The organism is Bradyrhizobium sp. Pa8 (assembly GCF_052588265.1).
On record NZ_CP176767.1, the window covers coordinates 6,933,088 to 6,959,472 of the forward strand.

Consider the following 26,385-nt stretch of genomic DNA (forward strand, 5'->3'; position numbering starts at 1 on the left):
AGCCCTAGGCCACGCTGCGCAGTCCCTCAGCGGACAGGCTCGTCTTCCACCTAGTGCCTGGGATTGAGGGCATCATTCAGGCCGTCACCCATCAGGTTGAAGCCGATGACGAGCGCAATGATCGCGAGGCCGGGCCAGAAGGCCATCCATGGCGCCTCGCCGAGAAATTGCCTGGCAACGTCAAGCATGGCGCCCCATGACGGGGCCGGAGGAAGCTGGCCAAGCCCCAGAAAGGCCAGGCTCGCCTCGGCGAGAACTGCAATCGCCATGGTAAGCGTCGCCTGCACAATCGTCGGCGCAAGCACGTTCGGCAGCACCTGTCCGGTCAGGATGGCGAGATGGCCGAGCCCTTGGGACCGGGCCGCCGCGATGTAATCCTCGGTGCAGACGACCAGCGTCTCGGCACGCGCAACACGAACGAAAACGGGCACGGCGGAAATGCCGATGGCAATCATCGCATTTTGCAGGCTGGGGCCCAGGAACGCGGCGAGCGCAATCGCCAGCACCAGAAACGGGCAAGCGAGCAGCGCATCGGCGAGGCGCGAGATCACCATGTCGGTGAGGCCGCCGAAATAGCCGGCCATGAGGCCAAACGGGAGGCCGATCAGCACGGCGACCGTCACGGAGACCATGCCGGCGGCAAGCGAGGCTTGCGTGCCGAAGATCACGCGTGAGAGCACGTCCCGACCGAGATCGTCGGTGCCGAACCAGTGTGCCGCACCGGGTGCCGCGCGAATCGCCATCCAGTCCGGCGAGTTTGGATCGTATGGCGCAATCCACGAGGCAAACACCGCCAGCACGACGAAGAACAGAATGATCGTGGCCCCGATGACGGCGGATGGTTCGCGCAACAGGCGACGAATTTCCGAAGGAGCGGTGGCGCGCGCCTGACTTGCGACCGGCACCGTCTCAATCGAGCTCATGATCTGAGCCTCGGATTGAGCAGCACATAGGCCACGTCGGCAATCAGGCTCATCAGGAGGAATACGGCTGCTGTGCAGAGCACGACCGCCTGAACCACGGCATAGTCGCGGCTGAACACGCCGTCGACGACCATCTTGCCGAAACCCGGGATGGAAAAGACCTGCTCCGTCAACACCGCGCCGGCCAGCAGTTCGCCAAATTGCAGTGTGCCCAGCGTGACCACGGGGATCAGCGCGTTCGGCAACGCATGACGCAGCACGATGGTGCTTTCGCGGACGCCCTTCGCGCGGGCGGTGCGCACGTAGTCCTGCTTCATCGCCTCGATCATCGCGCTGCGGACATGGCGCATCATGATCGCAGCGGTGCCCGTGCCGAGCACCAAGGCGGGCATCAGCATCGAAAGCAGATTGCCTCCCACGCTCTCGGACAGCGGAACGAAACCTCCGGCCGGAAGCCAACCGAGATTCACCGAGAACAGAAGGATCAACATGATCCCCAGCCAGAAATGCGGGATCGACAGTCCGGCAAGCCCGAACAGACTGGCACCGTAGTCGAAGGGCGTCCCGCGCCCCAGCGCCGCGAAGATCCCGATCGGCAACCCGACGAGCAGCGCGACCAGCATCGACAGCATCGCGAGCTCGGCGGTCACCGGCAGTTTTTCCACCAGCATGGTGCCGATCGGCAATCGGGTGCGTACCGAAGTGCCGAAATCACCGTGCACCAGGGCTTTCAGCCAGATGGCGTATTGCACCGGGATCGGATCATTGAAGCGATACTTCTGCCGAAGATACTCAACGACTTCGGGATTACGCTCTTCTCCGGCGAGCGCCAGCGCAGGATCGCCGGGCAGCAGTTTCTGCAGACCGAACACCATCATCGACACCAGCAACAGGGTCGGCAGCAGGACGGCAAGCCGGCGCAGAAGCAAGGTCTTCATCGGGGCAGACTAGTCCTCACCAGGGCGAGCGCGTCGGCGGGCGCGAGGCGTTGTGCATCAATTCACAGGCCCGACACCGACCAAACGCAACAGACCGTCCGGCACCATGACGATGCCGCCGACCGATTTGCGGGCCGCGAAGAACCAGTTCGGGTGATGGAGGGGAATCGACGAGAGCGCCGTCAGGTAAATGTCCGTCGCTTTGGCATAGAGTGCCTTGCGCTTGGCTTCGTCAGCCTCGCCCCGGGCCTGGTTCAGGATCGCATCGAGGTCCTTGTTGCAGTACTTGTTGACGTTCTGGGAGCCCGCGCAACTGAAAAAGGCGACCAGCGTCGGGTCCGGGTCGGCGCGGCCACTCCAGTTGCCGATATAGGCTTCGAAATTGCCGTTCATATAGCGCTCGATGGCCGTGGTCGTTTCCATGGGCAGCAGCTTGACGTCGAAACCGGCCTCGCCCGCCATCGACTGTATGATCTGTGCGACCCGGGAGTCGCCGGCCGTATTCTCGTACTGGATCTCCACCGGCACGCGAGTCATCCCGGCCGCGGCAATCATTGCCTTTGCCTTGGCAACATCGCGAGCCGGCGCCTTGCGCACGCTATCGTAGAACGGAGATGATGGCGGAATCATCTGGTTATCCGCCAGGAACTCGCCGTTGAAGGCAACGCGATTGATGACGTTGCGATCGATCGCCAGCTCAAAGGCCTGACGCAGCGTCGTGTTCTTGCCGAGTGGCGTATCGGCCTTCGCGCCCGCGCCGACATTGAACATCAGATGCGAGACGGCAAGTCCCTGGCCGGAATGCAGGGCGAGGTTGGGATCGTCGCGTACGGTCTTGAGATCGGTCGGCGCGATCCGCTCCGCGAGATCGAGATCGCCCGCCCGGACACGCGACAACCGCACGGTCGAGTCGGGAACGTAGTAGTAGACGACCTCGTCATAGCCGACCCGTGCAGCATTCCAGTAGCCAGGATATTTCTTGACGCGAATGAGGTCGCGCGACTTGCGCTCGACAAATTGATACGGACCGGCACAGACCGGCGCGGCTGCAAATTCCCCGGCTTTCTCCGTGGCGGCCTTGGGCGAGACCATCATGCCGGCACGATCGCTGAGATTGGCAAGCAGCGGCACGAACGGCTCCGACAGGTTGAACTTCACCTTGTCCGCGGCAAGCGCTTCGACGCTCGCGATCGGCGCCAGCTCGGCCTTGCGCTTGGAATCCGGCATCGTCTTCATGCGCTCGATATTGAACTTGACTGCTGCCGCATCGAACGCGGTGCCATCGTGGAACGTAACGTTCTTGCGCAGCATAAAGGTGATCGACTTGCCGTCCGCGGACCACTCCCATGCCTCTGCCAGCTGCGGCACGATCTTGAGGTCGGGGGAGATATCGACAAGCTTGTCGCACAGCGCCGCAAACACGAAGCGGCCGGAGTAGGTGCCGCTGAGTGCCGGGTCGAGCGCATCGGGATCGTCCTGGATGCCGACCCGCAATGTCGCGGCACTCGCCGAGACAAGGCCCGATGCGATCATCAGAATTGCCGCCAACGCCGTGCCCGTCCGCTTCATACGGAATTCCTTTCGTCGCACGCCTATCCCAAGGCTTCCAAGGCTCTGCTGCTGAAGGTCAAGACAAGCACGACTGAACCTATTTGTAAACGTCTCGAACAAATCATCCTGCCGTATGGAACCAAATTGCAATACATCGCTCTACAGAGCGAAAAATCTTCGCACCACACCTCTTGACGGCAGATCAGGCGAGGTATTAGTTCGGTATATTGACTAATTGGATTGAGGCCCATGCCAGACGCCCCCTCATCGCCCGTTGCGCGACAGCAATCCGTGCGCCTTGTGATTGAGCGCCTGCTGCGTGATCGCTCGGTATCGCGCGCCGAAATCGCCCGCAGCACGGGCCTGTCCAAGCAGACCATCTCCGAAGTGATGCGTGATCTCGAGCGCGACGGCTGGGTCCAAGAGGACGGTCAGATTCAGGGCAGTGTCGGGAGAAGCGCCGTCACCTATGCGCTCCGGCCAGACGCCGCCTTCGTGCTGGGTATCGACCTTGGCGGCACGAAACTGCATGTCGCTCTTGCCGATCTGCACGGTGAGATCGTCGCCGAGAGCATCGAACCGACATCCTGCGACGGCGGCGCTGCCGTGGTCGCACAGATCGATCGCATGAAGGATGCCCTGCTTCAGCGTGCGTCCGTATCGGCGCAACGTTTGCGCGGCGGCGTGATGGGAAGTCCGGGGATGGTCGACCCAGCGTCGGGCAGCATCGTCATCGCGCCCAATATCCCTGGATTGGATAGCCTGGACGTGAGGGCCGCGCTGCGCGAACGGCTCGGAATCGACGTTGCCATCGAAAATGACGTCAATCTCGCCGCAATCGGGGAGCATTGGCGCGGCAACAGCCGCAAGGCGCGCAGTTTCGCCTTCATCGCAGTCGGTACCGGCATTGGCATGGGCATCTTTTCGGACGGCTATCTCGTGCGCGGCGCACGCGGGGCGGCCGGCGAGATAGCCTACCTGCCGCTTGGGGGCGATCCCTACGATGCGCGTGGCCTTCGGTTCGGCACCCTGGAAACCGCGATCGGCAGCGCCGGCATTGTCGAACGCTATATCGCGCTCGGCGGCGCGCCCGGCAGTACCGTGCGCGATGTCTTCGATCGGCTCGCGGTCGAGGAGGCGGCACGAGTTACGATCGACGAGGTCGGCCGGATCCTCACGACCGCGATCCTGGCGGTGCACAGCATCCTCGATTCGGAAATCATCATCATGGGCGGCAGCATCGGCGCGCGGCCCGAGTTGAAGGTCCGGATCGATGAACATCTGGGACGCTGCATGCGCGAGCCTGTTCGTATCGAGCTCAGCGCGCTCGGCAATCGCGCTACGCTGATCGGCGCGATCGGCAGCGCGATCGACCTCGTGCATCGCTCGCTGTTCGGCATCGGCAAGGATGCGGGCCCGCTGGCTCTTCCTTTCACGGCAACAGATGTCGCGGCATGAAGGAGCAGGCGCCTAGAATCGAAGTTGTCGGCAATGCCGCCGCCGTCGCGGATCGCGCAGCCGCGCTCGTCATCGCGCGGCTGCACGATCGACGGCCGACGACCCTCGGTCTTGCGACCGGAGCGACAATGGCGCCGCTCTATGCCCGCCTTGTCGCCGCGACCCGCGCCGGCCTCATCTCATTCCGAACGGTGTCGAGTTTCAACCTCGATGAATATGTGGGCGTCGCACCCCAATCGCCCGGAAGCTTCCATGCCTACATGCAGCAGCATTTGTTCGGGCATGTGGATATGGAAGCCGGTCGGGCAAAGATCCCCGATGGCACGGCCGACGACGTCGCCGCCGAGGCCGCGCGCTATGAGGCGCAGATTGCGGCTGCCGGGGGCATCGACCTGCTGCTCCTCGGCATCGGCGCCAACGGCCATATCGGCTTCAATGAGCCAGGTTCGGATTTCGCCTCCCGTACCCGCGAGGTCAGCCTCGACGATGCAACCCGCATCGCGAATGCCATCAATTTTCCCGATCCGGCGTCGGTTCCCGAACGTGCGATCACAATGGGAATAGCGACAATCCTGGAGGCTCGGAGCATCCTCCTTATCGCCAGAGGGCCGGAGAAAGCCGCCGCAGTCGCAGCCGCGATCGAGGGTCCGATCGCAGCAGCTTGTCCTGCCTCGGCACTCCGCCTGCACGGCAACGTCGATATCCTTTGCGATGAACCGGCTGCCGCTGCCCTCGCCAAGCGGCCCCACAACAACAATCGGAGAAGGGCATGAGCTGGGGACAGCGCGATTTCATGGTGCCGGGGCGCTCGCTGGCGGTGGGCGACCGGGGCATGGCCGCGACCTCTCATCCGGCTGTCACGCTCGCTGCGGTCGAGATTCTGCGCAGTGGCGGCAATGCAGTCGATGCCGCCGTTGCCGCGATCGCCCTCCAGGGTGTCATTGATCCGCATATGACCGGCATCGGCGGCGACTGTTTTGCGATCTATGCTCCCGCCTCCGGCAAACCTGTCGCCGTCAACGGCTCGGGCCGAGCACCGGCGAAGGCCGAGCTCGGCTGGTTTCGGCAACGCGGGCTGGCGTCGATCCCGGACGATTCACCCCATGCAGTCACAGTTCCGGGTGCGGTCGATGCCTGGTGCCGCCTCTCCGGCGACTATGGTTCAAAAGGTCTGGACGAGGTTCTGGCGCCGGCGATCCGCGCGGCCGAGACCGGCTTTTTGGTCACGCCCCGCGCCGCGCTGGATTGGGCGCGCTACGCCGATCGCATCGAACGACATCAGACCGGCGTACCGGTCTATCTGCCCGGTCGCGCTGCGCCCGTCGTTGGCAGCAAGCTCAATCATCCCGCACTCGGCGCGACGCTGCGTCGGATCGCACGCGAGGGACGCGCCGCGTTTTACGAAGGTGCCGTCGCCGAGGAAATCGTCGCGACATTGAAGGCGCTGGGCGGAATGATGCAGCTTGAAGATCTCGCAAGTGCCCGATCGGAGTACGTTGAGCCGATCAGCGCCGACTACCGCGATCATCAAATCCTGCAATGTCCACCTAACGGACAGGGCGTCGCGGCGCTGCTGATCGCCCGCATCCTTGCCGGCTTCGACATGGCCAATCCGGCGCTCGGCGAGGCGGATCGCATTCACCTCCTTGCCGAGGCAACCAAGGCGGCCTACCGGCAGCGCGACGCGCTGGTCGCCGATCCGGCGTTCCGTCCGCTCGATGTCGACTCGCTCCTCTCGGAGGCGTCAGTCGCGGCATTGCGCTCCTCCATCGACCGGAAGTGTGCCAGCGCATCGGCGGATTTTGACATGCCTGTTCATCGTGACACGGCTTACGTTGCAGTCGCCGACCGCGACGGCAACATGGTATCTTTCATCAATTCGCTTTTCTTCGCGTTCGGCAGCGGCATTTACGCCCCGCGCGCGGGGGTGCTATTGCAGAACCGAGGTTCGGGATTCTCCCTCTCCGAAGGACATCCCAATGCCATCGCGCCGCGAAAGCGTCCCTTTCACACCATCATTCCGGGTCTGCTGGCGAAGCATGGCAAGCCGATCATGGCCTTTGGCGTGATGGGTGGACAATACCAGGCGGCAGGACATGTGCAGATCCTGAGCGGCGTGCTCGATCGTGGGCTCGACATTCAGCAGTCCTCGGATGCGCCGCGCAGCTTTGCGTTTGATGGCACGCTAAGCCTCGAACCCACGATTCCCAGCTCCGTCGCCGACGAATTGATTGCGCGCGGTCATCGTGTGATCTGGGCGGACGAACCGCTCGGAGGTTGTCAGGCCGTGCACGTCGATCTTTCCAGAGGCGTCATTCTCGGCGCGTCGGACCATCGCAAGGACGGCATTGCACTGGCGGCGTGACCAGGATGAGAAAGACCGTGATGTCGGATCGGGCAGCATGAGCGAGACAACGGAGGCGATCCTGTCGATCGAGCGGCTGACGCTGGCGCTGCCCGCCGGCGGGGATCGTGCCTCTGCCGTCGAGGACGTTTCGCTTGCTCTGCATCCGCGACAAATCCTCTGCGTCGTCGGTGAATCCGGCTCCGGTAAATCGGTCTGCGCGTCTGCTGTAATGGGCCTGCTGCCCAGGGCCATTCGCCCGGTTGCAGGGGCCATACACTTTGAGGGACGCGATCTGCTGAACCTCCCCGCGGCAGAATGGCGGACGTTGCGCGGGCGACGCATCGCGATGATCTTCCAGGAACCTATGACAGCGCTTAATCCTGTGATCCGGATCGGCGACCAGATCATGGAAGCGTTCGAGGCGCACGGACAATTCACGCCGACTGAGCGGCAGGCCCACTTGCGCGCCCTCCTCGAAGAGGTCGGCATGCGCGATCTCGAGCGGATCATCCGCAGCTACCCGCATCAGTTGTCGGGTGGCCAGCGTCAGCGTGCCATGATCGCAATTGCCCTTGCGCTCGAACCATCGATCCTGGTCGCGGACGAACCAACCACGGCCCTCGACGTCACGACACAGGCACAGATCCTTCGATTGATCCGGGACATTCAGCAGCGGCGCGGCATGGCGGTGCTGTTCATCACCCATGATTTCGGCGTCGTCGCCGACATCGCGGACCGCGTCGCAGTTATGGAGAAGGGTCGCGTCGTCGAACAGGGGTCCGTGGAGGACGTGCTCGAACGCCCGCAGCATCCCTATACGCGTCGGCTGCTCGCCGCGGTGCCCGGCGGGACCCCGCCGGTCCGGGTCCGGGTCGAGGACGAACCGATCGCCTGCGCCGCGACAGGCCTTGCGAAGATCTATCGTGGCAGCGACTGGTTCAGCTCCCAGACCGAGGTCGCAGCCGTGAAGAGTGTGACCTTCGAAATCCGGCGCGGCGAGACGCTCGGCCTCGTTGGAGAGTCCGGCTCGGGCAAGAGCACGATCGGTCGGCTGGTGATGCGCCTCACCGACGCCGATGCGGGCGTGGTCCGTATTGGCGAACTGGATTTCTCCGAGGCTCGCGGTGCCCGCCTGCGGGCCGCCCGCAAGCATGTCCAAATGGTGTTCCAGGATCCCTTCGCCTCGCTCAATCCACGCCGCCGCGTCGGGCGAATTATCGCCGACGGGCCGATCGCGCACGGCGTCCCGCCGGCACAGGCCTTCGCGCGCGCCGAGGAACTGCTGGCGCTCGTGGGTCTCGACCCGAGCGCCGCGCGGCGCTTTCCGCATGAATTCTCCGGAGGGCAACGCCAGCGGATCGGAATTGCGCGCGCGCTGGCGCTCGACCCAGAGGTGCTGGTGGCCGACGAACCGGTGTCAGCGCTGGACGTCTCCGTCCAGGCGCAGGTGCTCACCTTGCTCGAGACATTGAAGACGCGGCTGCGGCTGGCGGTGCTGTTCATCACCCACGATCTCAACGTCGCGGCCCAGGTCTGCGACAGGATCGCAGTGATGCGCCTCGGAGAAATCGTCGAGATCAGGCCGACGGCGGATCTGCTGGAACGGCCGGAGCATCCCTACACGCAGGCACTGCTGGCCGCGATCCCGGGCAGGCAACGCAGAACGCCCACGTCGGTCTGAACCACCGCATTTTCATTGAAGGAGGTCTCTGACATGCAGAAGCTCACGGAACTTCCAATGCTGCGCATCGGCCTTGTCGGCAGCGGCTTCATTGCCGCGTTCCATCTGCAGTCGATGCTCGGCGTGCGCAACGTCAGCGTCGGCGGCGTCTACAGCCGTTCTGCCGAGCGGCGGACGCGCATCGCCGACAAGGCGCGCAATCTTGGCCTTGGGCCGGCGCATGTGTTTGACAGCATCGAAGCGATGGCAATGTCCGGCGAGGTCGATGCGCTTTGGCTGCTGACGCCGAACGACAGCCGTCTCGACATCATGCGCGAGATCCACCGCGTGACCAAGGCCCGGGCCCCGCTGCGCGCCGTTGCTTGCGAAAAACCGCTCGCCCGCACGCTTGCCGAAGCACGGGAAATGCGCAGGCTCGTCGAAGATGCAGGCCTGCTTCACGGTTATCTGGAGAACCAGCTTTTCTCGACCGCGGTGATGCGCGGCAAGGACATCATCTGGCGCCGAGCCGTACCCGGAAGTGGACGCCCCTATCTCGCGCGTGCCGCCGAGGAGCATTCAGGACCGCACGAGCCGTGGTTCTGGCAAGGCGACAAGCAAGGAGGGGGCGTGCTCTCCGACATGATGTGCCATTCAGTCGAGGTCGCACGCTTCATGCTGACCGCGCCAGGCGCAAAGCGCGACTCCTTACGGCTGGTCAGTGCCAGCGCCACGACGGCCAATCTCAAATGGACGCGCCCCCACTACGCTGCCGACCTCAAGAGCCGAATGGGGGTCGATTTCACGAAACGTCCGGTCGAAGATTTCGCGCGCGGGATTCTTGCGATGGAAGATACCGACGGGCATCAATTGATGATCGAGGCGACGACCTCATGGGCGTATGTCGGCGCGGGCTTGCGCATCCAGCTTGAATTGCTTGGTCCCGAATATTCGATGGAGTTCTCCTCGCTCTCAACTGGCCTCAAGGTCTTCCTCTCCCGCGCGATCAGCGGATCAGAGGGCGAGGACCTCGTCGAGAAGCAGAATTCCGAGCAAGGTCTGATGCCGGTTGTCGAGGACGAAGCCGGCATCTACGGCTACACCGACGAGAACCGCCATATGGTGGAGGCATTCAGGCGAGGCATGAGTCCGGCCGAAACCTTCGATGACGGGGTCGGCGTCATGGAAATGCTTATGGGACTCTATCGCTCCGCAGAACTTGGCCGGACCATCCATTTCCCGGATCCCGAACTCGAGCACTATGTCCCTCTCGTGGCTCGCTGACGGCGAGGGACGCGCCCATCGCGTCTTCCCGAGGATGGCGCGCTGCTATTTCGCCAAGCGGAACTTCCCGCCCTCGACCTTGATCAAAAAGGCTGAGCGTTCATCATAGCCGTTGTGGTCGGTCTTGCTCATGTTCGACAGCCCGTTGTTGAGATAGATGTTCTCCCCGCGCTCGAGTTCGTCCCGCAGAGCCGCACGAAACTCGGGCGTGCCCGGCTTCGTCGTCTTCAGCGCGTTCGGAACGGCTTTCCCGATCAGCGCGACGACATCCCAGAGGTGAGCCGCGAACATATTTGGCTTCTGACCGTTCACCGCCTCATAGGCGGTCACGAACTGCTCCGTCGCGTGACGGAACGGGTCCCCCGCCGGAAGATCGGCCGCGATGGTAAAGGCCTCGCCGGCGAAAATAGCGCCTTCGACGGTCGCGCCTCCGAGCTTGATGAACTCCTCGCTGGCAACGCCATGTGTCTGAAAGATCATTCCAGTGTATCCGCGCTCACGGAGCGCCTGTTGCGGCAGGACCGCCGGGGTACCTGCAGAGGCAATGAAGACGGCGTCAGGATTCGTCGACATCACCTTCAACGCCTGGCCGGTGACGCTGGTGTCCGCACGCGCGTAGACTTCATGTGTCGTCACCATCAGGCCCAAGGTCGGCGCAAGGCGGCTCACCTCTTTATAGTAACCTTCCCCATACCCATCCGAAACACCGATAAAGCCAAGCGTCTTCGCGCCGGATTTCGCAATGTATTTGAGAATGGCGCTCGCCATCAGGTCATCGTTGGGGACGACCTTGAAGGCCCAGGACCGTTTGTCGTCCAGCGGCTGAACGATGGCGGTGGCGGCCGCAAGCGATAGCAACGGCGTCTTCGACTCCAGCGCGACGTCGAGCATCGGCATGGTCACCGGCGTCAGAGAAGACCCGACCAGCACATCGACCTTGTCCTGGATCACGAGCCGGCGCGCGTTCTGGATTCCTTTGGTCGAGTCAGACTCGTCGTCCAAGATGATGTAGGTCACCTTCTCTCCGCCGATCTCTTTTGGCAGAGCTGCGACAGTCTTGAGCTGAGGTTGCCCCAACGCAGCTCCCGGGCCGGTGGCCGAAATCACAATTCCCACTTTAATTTCCGCGTGCGCCGCGTATCCATAAAGTACGCAGGCCACAACAAGACAAACTCGCGTGAAACCGATCGTCATGCAGCTCCTCCCTGTCCGCCCCAGTGCTTCGGCCAGTTGCATCGGACCCCGCGGGGCAGCATCAAGGACCCGGAGGAGATCATCCGATATTCAAAGCCCTGTCCCGGGGTTACGAGCAACCAGGCGAGCGACCCTAAGCGGAGCGCAGAGCCGTGTCTGTCCCTATGCCTAGGGACAAGGACCCGCGCCTCAAGCCAGGCGCCGGCCCAAGCCGCCCAATCGGCAGTTCACGTCGCGCGCGCCATGATCGACCTGTCTTGCGTCGCGTTCGACGCCCCGATCGACTGGCTGGTGAGGCCGGACTATCGCCCTAACAGCTTCCCGATACCTGTCAAACCGGCACGCAGGAACGGATCTGAGTGGATGTAGAAATATTTGACGCCGCGCTCAAGCCAGAATGGCAGTTCGTCCGACGTCACGAGCGTGCCGGCGATCTTGCCAGCCGCACGGATCTTCTTCACTGCATGGGCAACCCGTTCCATAACGGCCTGCGGCCGCGGCTGCCCGAACGGCGGCGCCGGCGGATAGCCCATGTTCTGCGAGAGGTCGCCGGGTCCAATGAAGAAGACGTCGATCCCCTCGACCGCGAGCAGCGCGTCGATGTCGTCGATCGCCTTGGGCGTCTCGATCATGGCAATGACAAGACGCTTCTCGTGATCGGCCGGGCACGCATAGCGCACCGCGTCGACGACGGCGCGCGCCTGGTCCGCGGTATCGACCATCGGCACCATCAGTCCGTCCGCGCCGGCGTTGAGATAGCGGATCAGGACCGGCCGCTCGTGGGAGTGAGGGCGAACGATCGCGGCGCCGCCTGCGCCGCGGATGGCCTGAGCCGCGACCCGCACATCCTCAAAGCTCCAGGTGCCATGCTCGCAATCAACGAAGATGGCATCCGCACCAAGCTCGACCAGACGGACCGCCAAGCCCGATGAGGCGTGGTGCGGCGTGAACATGGTGACTGCATGGCCCTTGGCAAGACGCTCGCGCAATTTGGCTCCATTCATGGGAGATCCTCTTCTTTAGCTCTTCGGCTTGTCGGCAAGGCCTTCGGGCGCGCCGACCCAACGCGCGGTTTCAATGTCGGCGGAAGTGTCGCGCAGGAAGGTCGGACAGATGTGCAGTTCGGGGATTACGGCGCCCTTCTGCAGGCTGGCGCAGAGCAGCACCGCGCGCGCAACATCATGCGGATTGAGCATCACGGCGCGTTCGCTGTCCAACGGCGGCCGCGCGCGATTGTCCATGATCGGCGTGTCAGTCTCGCCGGGCAGGATCGTCGTCGCCCGGATACCCTGGTTGCGATAGGTGTTGTGCAGGAAAGCCATGAAGTTCTTCACGCCGGCCTTGGCCGCACCATAGGCGGCGCCGCCGAGCAGGTTCGGATTGACGACCGCGAGCGACGAGACGGTAATCACCGTGCCCTCCTTCTTTGCGATCATGTCCTCCAACACGGCCTGGGTCAGATTGAACACCGCCGTGAGATTGACGTTCACTGTGGCATTCCACTCGGCCTCGGTGATGAAGCGGGCGTTCAGCACTTTGCTGGCACTACCGGCGTTGTTGACGAGAGTATCGATCGCCCCAACGTTGCGCTTGGCCCAGGCAACCGTCTCCAGGATCGCGTCCCGCGAGGCGACATCGAGCGCACAAGCGGTGGCTTTGCCGCCCGCCTTCTCGATGATAGCGACGACGTCCCGCAGCGGATCTATCCGACGCCCGGTCAGGACGACCGTTGCGCCTTCCTGCGCGAGCAGGATCGCGGTCTCACGTCCGATTCCCGTTCCGGCGCCGGTGACAAGCGCGATCTTTCCATCGAGCAGACCCATGACATTCCTATTCGGCGGCGGTCGCCGCCACGTTTGAGCGCTGATAGCCGTAAATCTGTCTCGCCGCCGCAGGCGTGATCAAGCCTTCGGCGAGGTCGAGCTCGATTGCGGACGCCGAGCGCTCAGACGTCCGTCCCCATCCGCCACCGCCGGGCGTCTCGACCTCCAGACGGTCACCCGTCTTCAGAACCACCTTTCCCTTGGGAAATTGCGGATCCCCGTTCTTGTACACCTTGCCGGCACTGCCGGACTTGCCGTCGACGACACCGAAGCAGGGATGACGCACGCGCTCAGACGCCAGATAGATGTTCATGGGATTGCGTCCGAGATTGCGCAGCACGACACGCTGGCCGAGGCCGCCACGGCTCTTTCCGGCACCGCCGGAGTCCGGAATCAGCTCCTTGCACTCGGTGAGCGCGGGCACCGCGATCTCGAACATCTCGATCGCCGTGACCCTGCAGTTGGACGGAAAGCTCAACGTGTCCAAACCGTCGAACTCCGAGCGGGCGCCCTGCCCGCCGTGAAAATTCTGCACCGAGCCGTATTGCGTGCCGTCGTCGCGCCGTCCCACGCAGTTGGCGGCCCAGATCGGCGCGCCGCCGCTATCGCCCATCACCTTATCCGGCACCACGCCTTCCAACGCCTTGAAAATCAGCGATGGGATGACATGCCCGATCAGGTTACGCGAATTTCCCGCCGTCCATTCCTCTGGATTGAGAATCGAGCCGAGCGGCGCCTCGTCCGTGATCGGCGTGATGCAACCTTCATTGTTCGGCGTGTCCGGGTCGAGCAGGCATTTCAGCGCGTAGACCGAATGGGCGTAGCGATAATTGGTCCGGCAGTTGATCGAGTGAAGAATTTGCTCGGATGTTCCGGTGTAGTCGACGTGAATGGAATCGTCGCGGACGATCACGGCCGCCTGCAGCGTCACATCGGTGTCGTAGCCGTCGAGCAGCACCTCGGCACTATAGGTACCATTCGGCCATTGCCGGATGGCGCGGCGGGTCTGCGCTTCGGAGCGGGTGTGGACCGCGTCGGCCAGCTCGTCGATCCCATCGAGATCATATTCGTCGAGGAATTTCACCAGTTCGCGGCCCATGACATTGTTGGCCGCGACCATTGATTCGAGATCGCCCATCACCTCGGTCGGAAGGCGAACGGAGGCGGCAATGATGTCGAGCACGTCCTGGTTGGGAACTCCGGCCTTGTGCAGCTTCACGATCGGAAAACGGATGCCCTCCTCGAAGATGTCGCTTGCTTCGGAATGCAAGGGAGCACCACCGATATCCGGCAGATGCGCGATCGAGCCGGCATAGGCCACGACCTTCCCCTTCTTGAAGATCGGCGTGATCATCGTCACGTCGGGCAGGTGCCCGGTGCCGATTTCCGGATCGTTGGTGGCGAGCACGTCGCCTTCTTGCAGGGTCCCGGCCGGAAACTTCGGCAGGAAATACTTCTGTGCGGCAACCGGCAGCGAGGTGATGAATACCGGGATCGACCATGTGCATTGCGCCAGCGCGCGGCCGCGGCTGTCGAGCAGCACGGTCACGTAGTCGTGGTTCTCGCGCACGATCGGCGAGAACGCGGTGCGGCCGAGCACGATGTCGGCCTGGTCGGCGATGAAGATCAGGCGATTCCACATTACCTGCAAGTTGATGGGATCGTTGAAATCGGCGGCGTTCACGGACATGGGTGCGTCGTCCTCAGGCGATGTTGATCACGAGATTACCGTTGATGTCGACGTGAGCCGTGCCGCTCGGTCCGACGACCGCGGTGGATTCCCGCTGCTCGACAATGGCCGGACCCTCGATCTCTTCGCCGACCGGCAGCTTGTAGTGATCGTAGACCGGTGTTTCGACGAAGCCATTGCGCTCACTGAAATAGACCGAACGGTTACCTTTCTCGGCCTCGGCAGCATGCCGCGTGTGCGGGCGGGTCACCTGATCCTTTTGTCCGCTGGAGCGCAAGCGCCAGGTGATCACCTCGACCGATGAACCCGAGACAGTGCGACCGAACAGTTCGCGGTAGAGCTTGTAAAAATTGGCGAGAAGCTCTTGGTGGAACTGCTTCGGCGACAGGCTGCGATCCGGCAGCGCGACCGTGATCTCGTGGCCCTGGCCGACGTGGCGCATGTCGACGGTGTAGGTGTTGGTGATGGTCTCGGGCGCAACACCGGCGGCGCGGACGACTTCCGCGCCTTGCACTGCGAGATCGCCGAGCAGGCGATCCATCGCCGCAAAATCCCAATGGTCGACCTGCATCGGAAAGCTCGCGGACAGATCGACGGCGACCGGCGCGATCAAAAGACCGATCGCCGAGGTGACGCCGGCGCCGGTCGGGCAGATGATGCGCTTGATGCCGAGCTTGCGCGCGATGCCGTAGGCATGCACCGGGCCCGCGCCGCCGAAGGCGACCATCGGCAGGCTGCGCGGATCGACGCCGAGGTCGGTCGCGTGCACCGCCGCCGCCTTGCTCATGGATTCATTGACGAGATCGTGGATGCCGAAGGCGCAGCGGGGCAAGCTGACGTCGAGCGAGGCTGCCAGCTTTGTCATCGCCGCGAGCGCGGCGTCCTTCGACACCTTGAACGAGCCGCCGACAAAGGATTCGGTGCCCATATAGCCGAGCAGGATATCGGCATCAGTGACGGTCGGCTCGGTTCCGCCGCGCTGATAGGCGGCCGGCCCCGGCATCGCGCCTGCCGAGCGTGGCCCGACATCGAGCAGGCCCAGCGGGTTCTTCGCCGCGATCGAACCGCCGCCGGCGCCGATCTCGATCATGCGGATCGACTGGATCTTCAGCGGGAAGCCCGAGCCCTTGCGAAAGCGATGATAATGCGCGACCTCGAGATCGGTGCCGACCGTCGGCTCGCCGTTCGGGATCAGGCACAATTTGGCGGTGGTCCCGCCCATGTCGAAGGACAGCACGCTGCCCTCGCCGGCGATGTGGCCGAATTCGGCGGCAGCAACAGCGCCTGCGGCCGGACCCGACTCAATCAGGCGCACCGGCAACTCCGCGGCGCGGCTGCTTGGCACGAGGCCGCCCGACGAAGTCATCCACAGCACCTGTCGACTGATCCCCTTGGCGGCGAACTCACGCTCGAGATGCGCGACGTGTCCCGACATCTGCGGTCGCGTATAGGCGTTGACGACGGTAGTCGAGGCCCGGTCGAACTCGCGCACCTCCGGGCAGACTTCGGAGGATAGCGACACAAAGATATCCGGGTCTTCTTCACGCAGCAGTGCGGCGATGCGCTGCTCATGATCAGGATATTTGTAGGCGTGCAGCAGACAGACGGCGACGGATTTAATGCCCTCCTCGCGCAGCCGGCCGGAGATGTCGCGGACCGTCTCCTCATCCAGCGCCGTGATGACCTCGCCATCGGCAGCGATACGCTCGACCGCGCCAAAGCTGTTGGCACGCGTCACCAGCGGGTCGGGATATTTCAGGTTCAGATCGTAGAGATCGTAACGGCCTTCGTTACGAATACGCAGCATGTCCTGGAAGCCGGCAGTCGAGATGAAGCCGGTCTTGACGCCCTTGCGCTCCAGCACGGCATTGGTGACCACGGTGGTGGCGCCGAGCACCTGAAGCCCGTCGAGATCGACGTCGCCTCCGAATTGTTCGAGCAACTCGGACACTCCACGAACCACGGCCTCGGCCGGGTTGGCCGGCGTGCTCAGCACCTTGTGGAGATGCAATTCGCCCTTGTCGTCGAGCAGCGCGAAATCGGTAAAGGTTCCACCGGTATCGAATGCGAGCTTGGCCATCTTTGTCCTCGAAGCGATTGTCTTCGAAGGTAGAAAATGCGGTTGCGGCCGACCACCACAACTCCCGTCTGCCGCCATAGGTTTTGTTTATGGCCTGACGAAACCGGCGCGATGCGGCCGCCGCGCACGGCGTTGCCCGGACTCTGGCCTGGAGCCGTGTTGCCTAGACCGCTTTGATGCCCTGCGGGTGGCTGCGCATCAGCTTCTCGACCACGGTCAGAAGCACCGAGCGCGTGGCGAGCGCGGGCTCCGACAGCGGCAGATGGTCCGAGATACACAGGGACACGGTCGCCTCGATCGCGGGACGTACCAGTCGCCGCACTTCGACGCCACCAAAGCTCGACGCGGTCGCTGCAACCGAGGCCGGCAGGATGGTCGAACCGAGGCCCTCGGTCACGGCCGCACCGAGCGCGGAGACGGATTCGATCTCGGAGGCGACATTCGGCTTCACCCGTGCCCGCGCCAGCGATTCATCGATCAAGCGCCGCAGGAAATGCCCCTGGCTCGGCAGCAACAGCTTTACGTCGGCCAGTGCGGACAGCGGCAGAGGTTCGTCGGTCGGCTTTTTCGCGGCGGGCCCCGCCGGCGAAACGAGATACAACTCCTCGCGGAACAACGGCTGCAGCTTCACGCCTTTGATCGGGCCGGAGCCGTAGATCATGGCCATGTCCATCTTGCCGGTCATGATCAACTCGCTCAACACATGGCCAAAGCTGTCGTTGATATGGACGATGATCTGCGGATGCAGCGTCGACATCTCCTTCAAGATCGGCAGCGACAACGTGCTCGATGCCGAATAGGTCGCAAGCCCGATCGAGACCCGCCCGGCCAGCGCTTTGGTCGACTGATCGATGTCGATCTGCGCCTGCTCGATCTGCTTCAGCAGCAATTGCGCATGGCGGTAGAGGATGAGGCCGGCCTCGGTCGGGACGATGCCGTGATTGCTGCGCAGCAGCAGCTTGTGCTTGAAGTGAGTTTCGAGGGCTGCGATCTGCTGCGACAGCGCCGGCTGCGCCGTGCGGAGCAGACCGGCGGCGCGCGAGACGCTACCGGCATCGACCACCTTGACGAAGCTCTTCAGCTTCCTGAAATCGACGCTCATCTGTGTCGAACGCTGGTCCTGAACCGAACGGGCAACGCCCGCGCGGCCGTTCATGAAAACACGGTCTGGATCGACACTATCCTTTATCTAGCCCATTGATTTCAATCGGTTTCGTCGCCTGCGCGCCGATTTGCTTGATTGCCCTCAGCGCAGCGCCCTGCAGGCCTTCTCAATTCGGTCACAGGCGTCCTTGATCGCCCCCATCGAGGTCGCAATCGACAGGCGGAAATACGGCGAGAGCCCATAGGCCGCGCCCTGCACCGCGGCTACGCCGACATCATCGAGCAGATAGAGCACGAAATCGAGATCGCTCTCGATGAGCTTACCATCAGGCGTCGTCTTGCCGATCACCCCCGCGCAGCCGGGATAGAGATAGAAGGCGCCATCAGGCACCAGGCAGGACAGGCCGGGGATCGCGTTCAACCGCGCGCAGGCATAGTCGCGGCGCTCCTTGTAGAGCCTGACGCTATCGCGAACGAACGACTGGTCGCTGGTCAGCGCATGGGCGGCGGCCGCCTGGCTGATCGACGAGGGACAAGATGACATCTGCGACTGCAGCTTGTTGATGGCGGCGACCAGCGGCGCAGGACCTGCGGCATAACCAATCCGCCAGCCGGTCATTGCGTAGGTCTTGGACACGCCATTGGCGAGCAGGACGCGGTCCTTCAGGGCCGGCACTGCGGCGGCAAGGGTCGTCGCGGGCTCGTCGCGGTACCAGATCTGGTCGTAGATATCGTCCGACAACACGAGGACATTGGGATGGCGGAGCAGCACGTCGCCGATCGCCTTGAGGTCTTCGCGAGAATAGGCCGCGCCGGTCGGGTTCGAGGGCGCATTGAGGATCAGCCAGCGCGTGCGCGGCGTGATCGCGGCCTCCAGTGCCTCCGCGGTCAGCTTGAACCCCTGGTTCTCGGAGCAGCGGACGATGACAGGCTTGCCGTCATTGGCGATGACCATGTCGGGATACGAGACCCAATACGGCGCAGGAATGATGACCTCGGCCCCCTCCTCCACGCTCGCCATCAGCGCGAGAAACAGGATCTGCTTGGCGCCGCCTCCGACGCAGATCTCGTTGTCCGAATACTCAAGACCAAGGCGGCGCTTGTAGTCCGCGATAATCGCGTTTCGTAGCGCGACGGTGCCATTGACGGCGGTGTATTTCGTCTCGCCGCGCTCGATCGCCTCATGCGCCGCGGTCTTGACATGATCGGGCGTGTCGAAGTCGGGTTCGCCGATCGCCATGTCGACGATGTCGCGGCCGGCGGCCTTCAGCTCGCGCACGCGCGCGGACGCCGCCGTGGTGGGGGATATCTTGATGCGCGAGACGCGCGCGGCCGGCACGAAAATCGTCACTATGGTCGTCCTTTGCGTTTTCGATGGTCCGCGCCGTCAAGCAGGCGCCCATTGTCAATGTTCGACGTCGGTCTCGCCGCGCATGCGGCCGGTGAGGAAGAGTTCGCCGAGCTCGTCGTGGGTGATGTCGGCGGGACGGCCGTCCCAGATCACCTTGCCGAGCCGCAGGATGACCGCGCGCTGTGCCACCGCCATCGCCTTCTTGGTGTTCTGCTCGACAAGCAAAATGGTCTGGCCGGCCGCGTTGATCCGCAACAACTCATCGAAGACGATTCCGATCGCGGTCGGCGACAGGCCGACAGAGGGCTCGTCGACCAGCAGGATCTTTGGCCGCTGCAACACCGCCATCGCGACCTCGAGCAACTGCTGCTCGCCGCCGGACATGTTGCCGGCCAGTGTGTTGCGACGTGTCTTCAGGATCGGAAAGAGATCGTAGACATAGTCGCGCTCGGCCTTCACCCTGCTATCGCGCAGCGTATAGGCCGCCATCTGAAGGTTCTCGTCGACCGTCATGACCGGAAAGTTGCAGCGGCCCTGCGGCACCCAGGAGATGCCTTCGGCCAGGATTGCGCGAGATTTCAAGGCAGTGATGTCCTTACCCTGCCAGTCGATGCTGCCGCCCTTGACGGTGGTCATACCGTAGAGTGTCTTCAGCAGCGTCGACTTGCCGGCACCGTTCGGTCCCATCAGGGCGACGAACTGCCCCTGGGGCACGTCGAGATCGACGCCATTGAGGATGTCGAGCGAGCCGTAACCCGCGCGCAGGCGTTTAATTGAAAGAGAAGATTCAGCCACCGAGATAGGCCTCCCGCACCGCCTGGTTCTGGACGATTTCGTCGGGTGTTCCTTCCGCGAGCTTACGCCCCTGGTCGAGCACGACCACGCGCCTGCACAGGCTCGTGACCACGTCGATGTTATGCTCGATGATCAGGAAGCTGACGCCGAAGGAGGTATTGGCCAGGCGGATGCTCTCGACCACACGCTCGATCAGCTTCGGATTGATGCCGGCCATCGGCTCGTCGAGCAGGATGAGCTTTGGTTCCGGCATCAGCATCGAGGCGAACTGGATCAGCTTCTGCTGGCCACCGGAGAGCTTGCCCGCGGGCTGGAACCGCACGTCCCAGAGCCCGGCGATCCTGATCAGCTCGCGCGCCCGCTCCCGCAACGCCGCGACACGATTGCGGGCCGCGGCGCCGATCCCGAAGGTCGACAAGATACCGGGGAAGGTGAACATCTGGCCGGCGATCACGAGGTTCTCCTCGATGTCGAGCGCAGAAAACACCACGGTCTTCTGGAACGAGCGCAGCATGCGCCCCTCCCGCGCGATGTCGTTCAGCGACCAGCCCGTGATGTCCTGCCCGTCGAGCTTCACCGCGCCCGCGCTCGGCCTCGCGAGCCCGGTCACGCAATCGAAGAAGGTGGACTTGCCCGAGCCGTTCGGGCCGATGAGACCGCAGATCTCGCCGCGGTCGACATGCAGGTCGACACCATCGACCGCGCGCACCGCGCCGTAGGATTTGCAGAGGCCGGAGATATCGAGAATTGGCAGGCCGGTCATTTGCGCCTCTCGAGGAATGACCAGAACCGGCCGATCAATGGCGCGAATCCGCTCGGGAACCAGAACACGAGCCCGAGCAGGAAGAAGCCATAGGCGATCATGCGCAACTCCGGCGCCACACGCAGGGCTTCCGTCAGGCCGACGAACAGCAAGCTGCCGAAAATGACGCCCGAGATCGTCCCCGCTCCTCCGCCGAGCACGATGATCAGCATCGTCGTCGAGTAGTACATCTGGAAGGTCAGCGGGCTGACGACCGTCAGGTAATGCGCATAGAGGCTGCCGCCGAAGCCGGCGAAGGCGGCGCTGATCATGAAGACGACGAGCTTGTAGTGCCAGGTCGGGATGCCCACGGATTCAGCGAGCGTCTCGTTCTCGCGAATGGCGATCATGTTGCGGCCGGCCGGCGATCGCACGATCAGATAGATCGCCAGTGTCGCCAGGGCCGCGATGACCAGGACAAGATAATAGAAGCCGACGGTTCCGGAGACCGTGAACGACGCCGGCCCCAGCGCGAAGTAAGGCTTTGGAATCGCCGCCAGCCCCATGTCTCCGCGCGTCAGGCTGATCCAGTTCTTGGCGATGGCCTGCCCAATGATGACGAAACCGAGCGTGCACATCACGAACGACGTCGCACGCAGCCTCAGAGCAGGAATTCCGAGCGGCGCCGCAACCGCGCCGGTCACGAGGCCGGCGGCGAGGAAATTCAGATAGAACGGCGTGCCGACATGGACCGCCAGCAGCGCCGAAGTATAGGCCCCGATGCCGAAGAACGCCGCCTGCGCCAATGACAGAAGGCCGGTGTAGCCGAGCAGCAGATTGAGACCATGTGCCGGCAGCAGGAAGATCAGCGCAATGATGATCGCATGCAGCGGATAATTCCCGAGGAACAGCGGCGCAACGCAGGCCAGCGCGATGAGCGCGAGGCCAAACGGAATACGGAGATCCCGCCCCGTCGCCGCAACCGGGCTTTCGGCTGGTATCATGGTCTGTTCTCGGACGATCTCAGTCATGTCACATCCATGGCGATCAGAAGCGCGCCTGTGCGGAGAAGAGCCCATGCGGACGCCACATCAGCACCAGCATCAGGGTCGCAAAGCCCACGGTGTCGCGGAACTGCAGTCCGACATAAGTCGCGACCAGGCTCTCCGCGATGCCGAGGATCATCGCCGCCACGAATGTGCCGCGGACGTTACCCAGCCCGCCCATGATGATGATCGGCAGCGTCTTGAACGTGATGAGCTCCCCCATGCCGCCGTAGACACTGACGTTCACGGGCGCGGTCAACACACCCGAGAGCCCCGCAAGACCGGCGCCAAGGATGAACGTCCACAGCGCGACATGCCGAACGTCGATGCCGACCACCGCGCAGCACTCGATGTTCTGCGAGACCGCACGCATCGCCTTGCCCATCCGGCTATAGGTGACCATCAGCTCGAGGCCGACGAACACGATCAGGCCGATGATGATGATCAGGATGCGCTGCTCGGCCAAAGTGAAGCCGAACAGAGTCACCGGCTCGATGTAGCCGCCGGAGAAGAACTTGTAGCCGCCGCCAAAGACCAGGATGACGGTGTTCTGCAGGATCAGGGCAACGCCCAGCGTCGCGAGCACGCCGGCCTCGGCCGGCGCCCCCACGATCCGCTGCATCACGAAATTGCCGACCACCACGGCGATCACCGCGGTGGCAACCACGCCGATCACGACCGCCACCGGATACGGCAGATCGAAATACTCGATCGCGAACCAGGCCCCGAAGGTACCGAGCATGTAATATTCGCCATGGGCGAAATTGATGGCGCGCAGCACGCCGAAGATCATCGTCATGCCGACGGCAACGATCGCATAAACCGATCCGGATACGATGCCGTTAACAACCTGCTCGATGATCGTGTAGAACATGTGGTCTGCCGTCCCGTTGCCTTACTTGGGATAGTCGATCTCGGCCGAATAGGCTCCTTTGATGGCCGGCTTGCCGTTCTCGATCTCGAGCAGGATCATCGGCAGGCGCGCCTGATTGTGGTCGTCGAAGGTGACTTCGCCGACCGCGCTCGCATAGTGGATAGTGGAGAGCGCGGTACGAACCTTCTCGCGGTCGATGCTCTGGGCCTGCTCGATTGCCTTGGCCAGAAGATGCGTCGTCTCCCAGTGCACATAGGCGTGATTGTTGGGGGCTTCGCGATACTCGGCGGTGAACTTGTCGACGAAGGCCTTGCTCTTCTCGGATTCATAGGCTGGAAGCCAGGCCGCGGCTTCGATTGCTCCCTCGAGCGCCTTCGGCGCCGCCTTGATGGAGCTCGCTGTGTTGAACTCGGCGTTGCCGATCAGGGGGATCTTGCCGGCAATCCCGGTTTCGATCATTTGACGCCCGACGATGGGTGTGGAATCGGCATTGCCATACATGATGATGGCCTGGGCGCCGGAATCGCGGATCTTGGACAGGACGCTGCGGAAATCCACCTCGCCTTCCTTGTAATAGTCTTCCGTCAAGATCTGACTCTTGAAGCGCGGCAGGTACTTCTTGGTGAACTCAATGGCCGCACGCCCGTAGTCGGTGTCAACCGACAGCACGGCGTATTTGGTAAATCCCTTCTTCTCGGCGGCGTATTGCAGCACGACCAGGGCGCGGTTTTCGTCGGTCGGATAATTACGATAGGTCCATTTGAACCCGCCGACGCCCGCCTTGTAGGTGATCTTCGGATTCGACGAGGCGGCGTTGAGGAGAAGCACACCGGCGTCCTCCGCGACCGGTTGCATCGCGAGCGTCACCGAGCTCGAGACGTCGCCGATGATGAAGTCGACCTGGTCCTGGTCGATGAGGCGCCGGGTTGCCGAGACGCCCTCGACCGGAGTACCTTGGCTGTCGCCGGCCAGGATGTTGATCTTGCGCCCGCCGACGCCGCCAGCGCCGTTGATCTCCTTCGCCGCCAACTGGGCACCGCGCATCGAGAAGGCGCCGTAGCGGGCATTCGGTCCGCTCATCGGCGCGACGAGACCGAGCCTAACCGTCCCATCTTCGCTTCGCGCCGCGAAGGCGCTGGAGGAAGCGGTCTGTAGTCCAACCATGGCGGTTCCGATGCAAAATCCTCGTCGGCTCAACTCGATGGTCATTTGCCCGCTCCGTTGCTGCTACAAGATGATGCGCCCGCGAACGCCGCCACCTCTGTGGTCTTGCCCTTGGAATTTTTTGCTGCGGCCGACGGTAAAAAATAGATTTACGTTCGATGACAGGGGAAGCACGACTGTCCTCTGCCGCCATAGCGAATTCTTATAGCGGGCGGCGCCACTCAATCTCGGCCGTAGTGATTGATGGAATTGGACCATGGCTTGAACTGATTGGCGTTCGCCGACCGGCTGCATGGTACATCACGCTCGGCGCGATGCGAGCGCGGCGCGCCTCGATCAGGCAGAATGGGCACGCGACCTTATCAATGGTCAATGCCTGCGGCCGCCGGATGCGGTCAAGCTATCGGCCCGATCGTGCGATCGGGCTACTCAGCCGAGGCGATCATCGATGTAGCGCCTGAGCGCGGACGCGGCATTCAGCATGTGCGCACGCATTCGGCGCGCTGCGGTCTCTCCGTCACCTTCCGCGATCGCCTGCATGATGGCGTCATGCTCGTCGCGGGACTTGCGAATGCGATCGCCCTGCCGCAATTGGGTGCGGCGGAAGGCGCTGAGCCGCGAACGCACGTCCTGCGCCTGCTCGGCGAGAAACGAGTTGTGCGTTGCGCGGTAGATGCATTCGTGGAATTCGCGGTTGAACGCGTCATAGGCGTCAACATCGTTGGCCTCGACCATCCTGAGCGAGGCGTCATGAAGCTCGATCAGATGGCTGCGCTCGAGCGGCGTCATGCGGTAGGTCGCGAGCCTGACGCACATGGCCTCGACCTCGGCGCTGGTCTCGAACATGTCCATGATGCGCTCCGGCGTCATCCGTGCAACGACGAGGCCGCGGCGGCCGCGCACCTCGACGAGGCCGCTGACCACGAGCTGGCGAAGCGCCTCCCGCACCGGCGTGCGGGAAGCTCCAAAACGATCGGCAAGCTGCTGCTCTTCCAGGGCCGAACCGGCGACGAGCGCACCTGAAGCAATCTCGTCCGTGAGCGCGTTCCGGATGCGATCGGAGAGCAGCCCGCCATCGTCCTCCGCGTCGACTGCGACCTTCAATACTTCTGCCATTCAGCCTCCCGTGATCGCGCGCACCGCGAAGTAAAGGATCGAGGGCGCGACCAGGCATCCGAGCCCGGTGTGGAATGTCGCCGTCAGCGCACCATAGGGCACCAGACGCCGGTCCGTCGCCGCCAACCCTCCAGACACGCCGCTGACCGTTCCCATCAAGCCGCCAAACACCATCGCGCTACGCGGATTGTTCAGGCCGATCATCTTCGCCACAAAGGGCGTGCCGATCATGACGATCACCGCCTTGAATACACCGGTCGCGATCGAGAGCGCAATAACCGGTGAGGATGCGCCGATCGCCGCGCCCGTGACCGGGCCCACGATGTAGGTGACCGCGCCGGCGCCGATCGTCGTCAACGATTCCGCGTCAGTGTAGCCAAACGCCGCGGCGACGAACACGCCGAGAATGAACGGCACCACCGTTCCCAGTCCGAGTGCGACCGCACCAATCACCCCGGCCTTGCGCGCATGGACGACGTCGACCTCGAAGGCAGTGGCGACGATGGCGAAATCGCGCAGCATCGCTCCGCCCATCAAGCCGATCCCGGCCAGGGCCGGCAGGTCGGCCACGCCCTTCTCGCCGCCGGTGGAGACGCCTCCCCAAAAGGCCAGCGCAAGGCCTAGGATGATCGCGATCGCCGAGGCGTGAATGCGCCCGAAGGTGAGATATTTCGAGATCGTCCCGGAGATCCACATCAGGATTCCGACGGCCGCGAACGCAGTGATCAGCGCATTGGCGGCGAGAATGTGAGAGATCATGATCATCCGATCCTCCCGGACTTGAAGTGGGGCACAGGTGCGGCGAGCGCCTCGGCCTCTCGCGCCTCGATCTCGTCCATGGTCTCGACGCGACCGCTGAACCGCCCGATCAGGGCCACCATCGCGAAACACAGCGCGACCGCGCCGATCCCCGCAATGACGACGATCGGACCGCCTTTTGCCGCTGCGACCACGTTCTGCTGCGCGGCCATGGCGACCACGATCGGAATGTAGAAGCTGCCCCAGAACTCGACGCCGGTCTTGAACCCGTGGCTGAGTATGCCGTGCCGCACCAGCCAGAGCCGGGCCGCGATCAAGAACATCATGGCGATGCCGACGCCGCCGACATTGGCCTTCACGCCGAGGGCGACGCCGAGCAGGTCCCCCAGCAGGCCCCCTAAGAGGGTGCAGATCGCGAGCAGCGCTACGCCGGAAATCGTCACGGGCGCCTCCCCTCGGCGAGCAAGGCACGATCCCCAGGGCTTG

23 protein-coding genes are annotated in these 26,385 nt (G+C 63.4%); 5 read left to right on the forward strand and 18 right to left on the reverse strand.

Features of this window, described 5'->3' with window-relative positions:
- Positions 1–50: 50 nt before the first annotated feature.
- From ACKWRH_RS32915 to ACKWRH_RS32925, 3 genes are read right to left on the reverse strand one after another with little or no spacing between them, the layout of a single operon-like run.
- Complete coding sequence (locus tag ACKWRH_RS32915) at positions 51–923, reverse strand: ABC transporter permease (protein ID WP_445216902.1); 873 nt, start codon at positions 921–923, stop codon at positions 51–53.
- Entirely contained in the window at positions 920–1,861 is a 942-nt protein-coding gene (locus ACKWRH_RS32920; RefSeq protein ID WP_445216903.1) for an ABC transporter permease, read from the reverse strand. Before ACKWRH_RS32920 ends, ACKWRH_RS32915 begins: the two co-directional genes overlap by 4 nt.
- 57 nt (positions 1,862–1,918) lie before the next feature.
- The gene (locus ACKWRH_RS32925) at positions 1,919–3,430 is read right to left on the reverse strand and encodes an ABC transporter substrate-binding protein (RefSeq protein WP_445216904.1); all 1,512 of its coding nucleotides are present in this window, start codon (positions 3,428–3,430) and stop codon (positions 1,919–1,921) included.
- A gap of 273 nt (positions 3,431–3,703) precedes the next feature.
- Between ACKWRH_RS32925 and ACKWRH_RS32930 the strand changes: the two genes are divergently transcribed.
- Genes ACKWRH_RS32930 through ACKWRH_RS32950 form a run of 5 tightly spaced genes read left to right on the forward strand, consistent with a single transcriptional unit; the run spans position 3,704 to position 10,161 of the window.
- Complete coding sequence (locus ACKWRH_RS32930; protein ID WP_445216905.1) at positions 3,704–4,870, forward strand: ROK family protein; 1,167 nt, start codon at positions 3,704–3,706, stop codon at positions 4,868–4,870.
- A complete protein-coding gene (gene nagB, locus ACKWRH_RS32935; RefSeq protein ID WP_445216906.1) occupies positions 4,867–5,643 on the forward strand; it encodes a glucosamine-6-phosphate deaminase in 777 nt (258 codons plus the stop codon). Before ACKWRH_RS32930 ends, nagB begins: the two co-directional genes overlap by 4 nt.
- Positions 5,640–7,235, forward strand: a complete 1,596-nt coding sequence (gene ggt, locus ACKWRH_RS32940; RefSeq protein ID WP_445216907.1) for a gamma-glutamyltransferase — start codon at positions 5,640–5,642, stop codon at positions 7,233–7,235. The genes nagB and ggt overlap by 4 nt, the downstream gene beginning before the upstream one ends.
- Before the next feature lie 37 nt (positions 7,236–7,272).
- Entirely contained in the window at positions 7,273–8,898 is a 1,626-nt protein-coding gene (locus ACKWRH_RS32945; protein WP_445216908.1) for a dipeptide ABC transporter ATP-binding protein, read from the forward strand.
- Between the two features lie 33 nt (positions 8,899–8,931).
- Complete coding sequence (locus ACKWRH_RS32950; protein WP_445216909.1) at positions 8,932–10,161, forward strand: Gfo/Idh/MocA family protein; 1,230 nt, start codon at positions 8,932–8,934, stop codon at positions 10,159–10,161.
- Between the two features lie 45 nt (positions 10,162–10,206).
- Here ACKWRH_RS32950 and ACKWRH_RS32955 read toward each other — a convergent pair whose 3' ends face one another.
- The 15 genes from ACKWRH_RS32955 to madL all read right to left on the reverse strand — a co-directional run bounded on the left by ACKWRH_RS32955 (position 10,207) and on the right by madL (position 26,342).
- Positions 10,207–11,355: an ABC transporter substrate-binding protein gene (locus ACKWRH_RS32955; RefSeq protein WP_445216910.1), complete on the reverse strand. Its 1,149-nt coding sequence runs from the start codon at positions 11,353–11,355 to the stop codon at positions 10,207–10,209.
- 302 nt (positions 11,356–11,657) lie between these two features.
- Entirely contained in the window at positions 11,658–12,359 is a 702-nt protein-coding gene (locus ACKWRH_RS32960) for an HpcH/HpaI aldolase family protein (RefSeq protein ID WP_445216911.1), read from the reverse strand.
- A gap of 15 nt (positions 12,360–12,374) precedes the next feature.
- Positions 12,375–13,178 carry an SDR family NAD(P)-dependent oxidoreductase gene (locus ACKWRH_RS32965; RefSeq protein ID WP_445216912.1) on the reverse strand — a complete coding sequence of 268 codons (804 nt, stop codon included), beginning with the start codon at positions 13,176–13,178 and terminating at the stop codon, positions 12,375–12,377.
- Between the two features lie 7 nt (positions 13,179–13,185).
- On the reverse strand, positions 13,186–14,868 hold the full coding sequence (locus ACKWRH_RS32970) for a hydantoinase B/oxoprolinase family protein (protein ID WP_445216913.1): 1,683 nt from the start codon (positions 14,866–14,868) through the stop codon (positions 13,186–13,188).
- A gap of 13 nt (positions 14,869–14,881) precedes the next feature.
- Positions 14,882–16,948: a hydantoinase/oxoprolinase family protein gene (locus ACKWRH_RS32975; RefSeq protein WP_445216914.1), complete on the reverse strand. Its 2,067-nt coding sequence runs from the start codon at positions 16,946–16,948 to the stop codon at positions 14,882–14,884.
- Between the two features lie 163 nt (positions 16,949–17,111).
- A complete protein-coding gene (gene nac / locus ACKWRH_RS32980; protein ID WP_445222511.1) occupies positions 17,112–18,050 on the reverse strand; it encodes a nitrogen assimilation transcriptional regulator NAC in 939 nt (312 codons plus the stop codon).
- Positions 18,051–18,194: 144 nt separating this feature from the next.
- A complete protein-coding gene (locus ACKWRH_RS32985) occupies positions 18,195–19,403 on the reverse strand; it encodes an aspartate transaminase (RefSeq protein WP_445216915.1) in 1,209 nt (402 codons plus the stop codon).
- 54 nt (positions 19,404–19,457) lie between these two features.
- Positions 19,458–20,198, reverse strand: coding sequence for a branched-chain amino acid ABC transporter ATP-binding protein (locus tag ACKWRH_RS32990; RefSeq protein ID WP_445216916.1), 741 nt, complete (start codon positions 20,196–20,198; stop codon positions 19,458–19,460).
- The gene (locus tag ACKWRH_RS32995; RefSeq protein ID WP_445216917.1) at positions 20,191–20,961 is read right to left on the reverse strand and encodes an ABC transporter ATP-binding protein; all 771 of its coding nucleotides are present in this window, start codon (positions 20,959–20,961) and stop codon (positions 20,191–20,193) included. Before ACKWRH_RS32995 ends, ACKWRH_RS32990 begins: the two co-directional genes overlap by 8 nt.
- Positions 20,958–21,944, reverse strand: coding sequence for a branched-chain amino acid ABC transporter permease (locus ACKWRH_RS33000; protein WP_445222512.1), 987 nt, complete (start codon positions 21,942–21,944; stop codon positions 20,958–20,960). Before ACKWRH_RS33000 ends, ACKWRH_RS32995 begins: the two co-directional genes overlap by 4 nt.
- 43 nt (positions 21,945–21,987) lie before the next feature.
- Entirely contained in the window at positions 21,988–22,860 is an 873-nt protein-coding gene (locus ACKWRH_RS33005; RefSeq protein WP_445216918.1) for a branched-chain amino acid ABC transporter permease, read from the reverse strand.
- 21 nt (positions 22,861–22,881) lie between these two features.
- Positions 22,882–24,069 (reverse strand): ABC transporter substrate-binding protein, encoded by a 1,188-nt coding sequence (locus ACKWRH_RS33010; RefSeq protein WP_445216919.1) that lies wholly within the window; start codon positions 24,067–24,069, stop codon positions 22,882–22,884.
- A gap of 384 nt (positions 24,070–24,453) precedes the next feature.
- Positions 24,454–25,140 (reverse strand): GntR family transcriptional regulator, encoded by a 687-nt coding sequence (locus ACKWRH_RS33015; protein ID WP_445216920.1) that lies wholly within the window; start codon positions 25,138–25,140, stop codon positions 24,454–24,456.
- Complete coding sequence (gene madM / locus ACKWRH_RS33020; RefSeq protein WP_445216921.1) at positions 25,141–25,905, reverse strand: malonate transporter subunit MadM; 765 nt, start codon at positions 25,903–25,905, stop codon at positions 25,141–25,143.
- Positions 25,902–26,342 carry a malonate transporter subunit MadL gene (madL, locus tag ACKWRH_RS33025; RefSeq protein ID WP_445216922.1) on the reverse strand — a complete coding sequence of 147 codons (441 nt, stop codon included), beginning with the start codon at positions 26,340–26,342 and terminating at the stop codon, positions 25,902–25,904. The genes madM and madL overlap by 4 nt, the downstream gene beginning before the upstream one ends.
- Positions 26,343–26,385 lie beyond the last annotated feature (43 nt).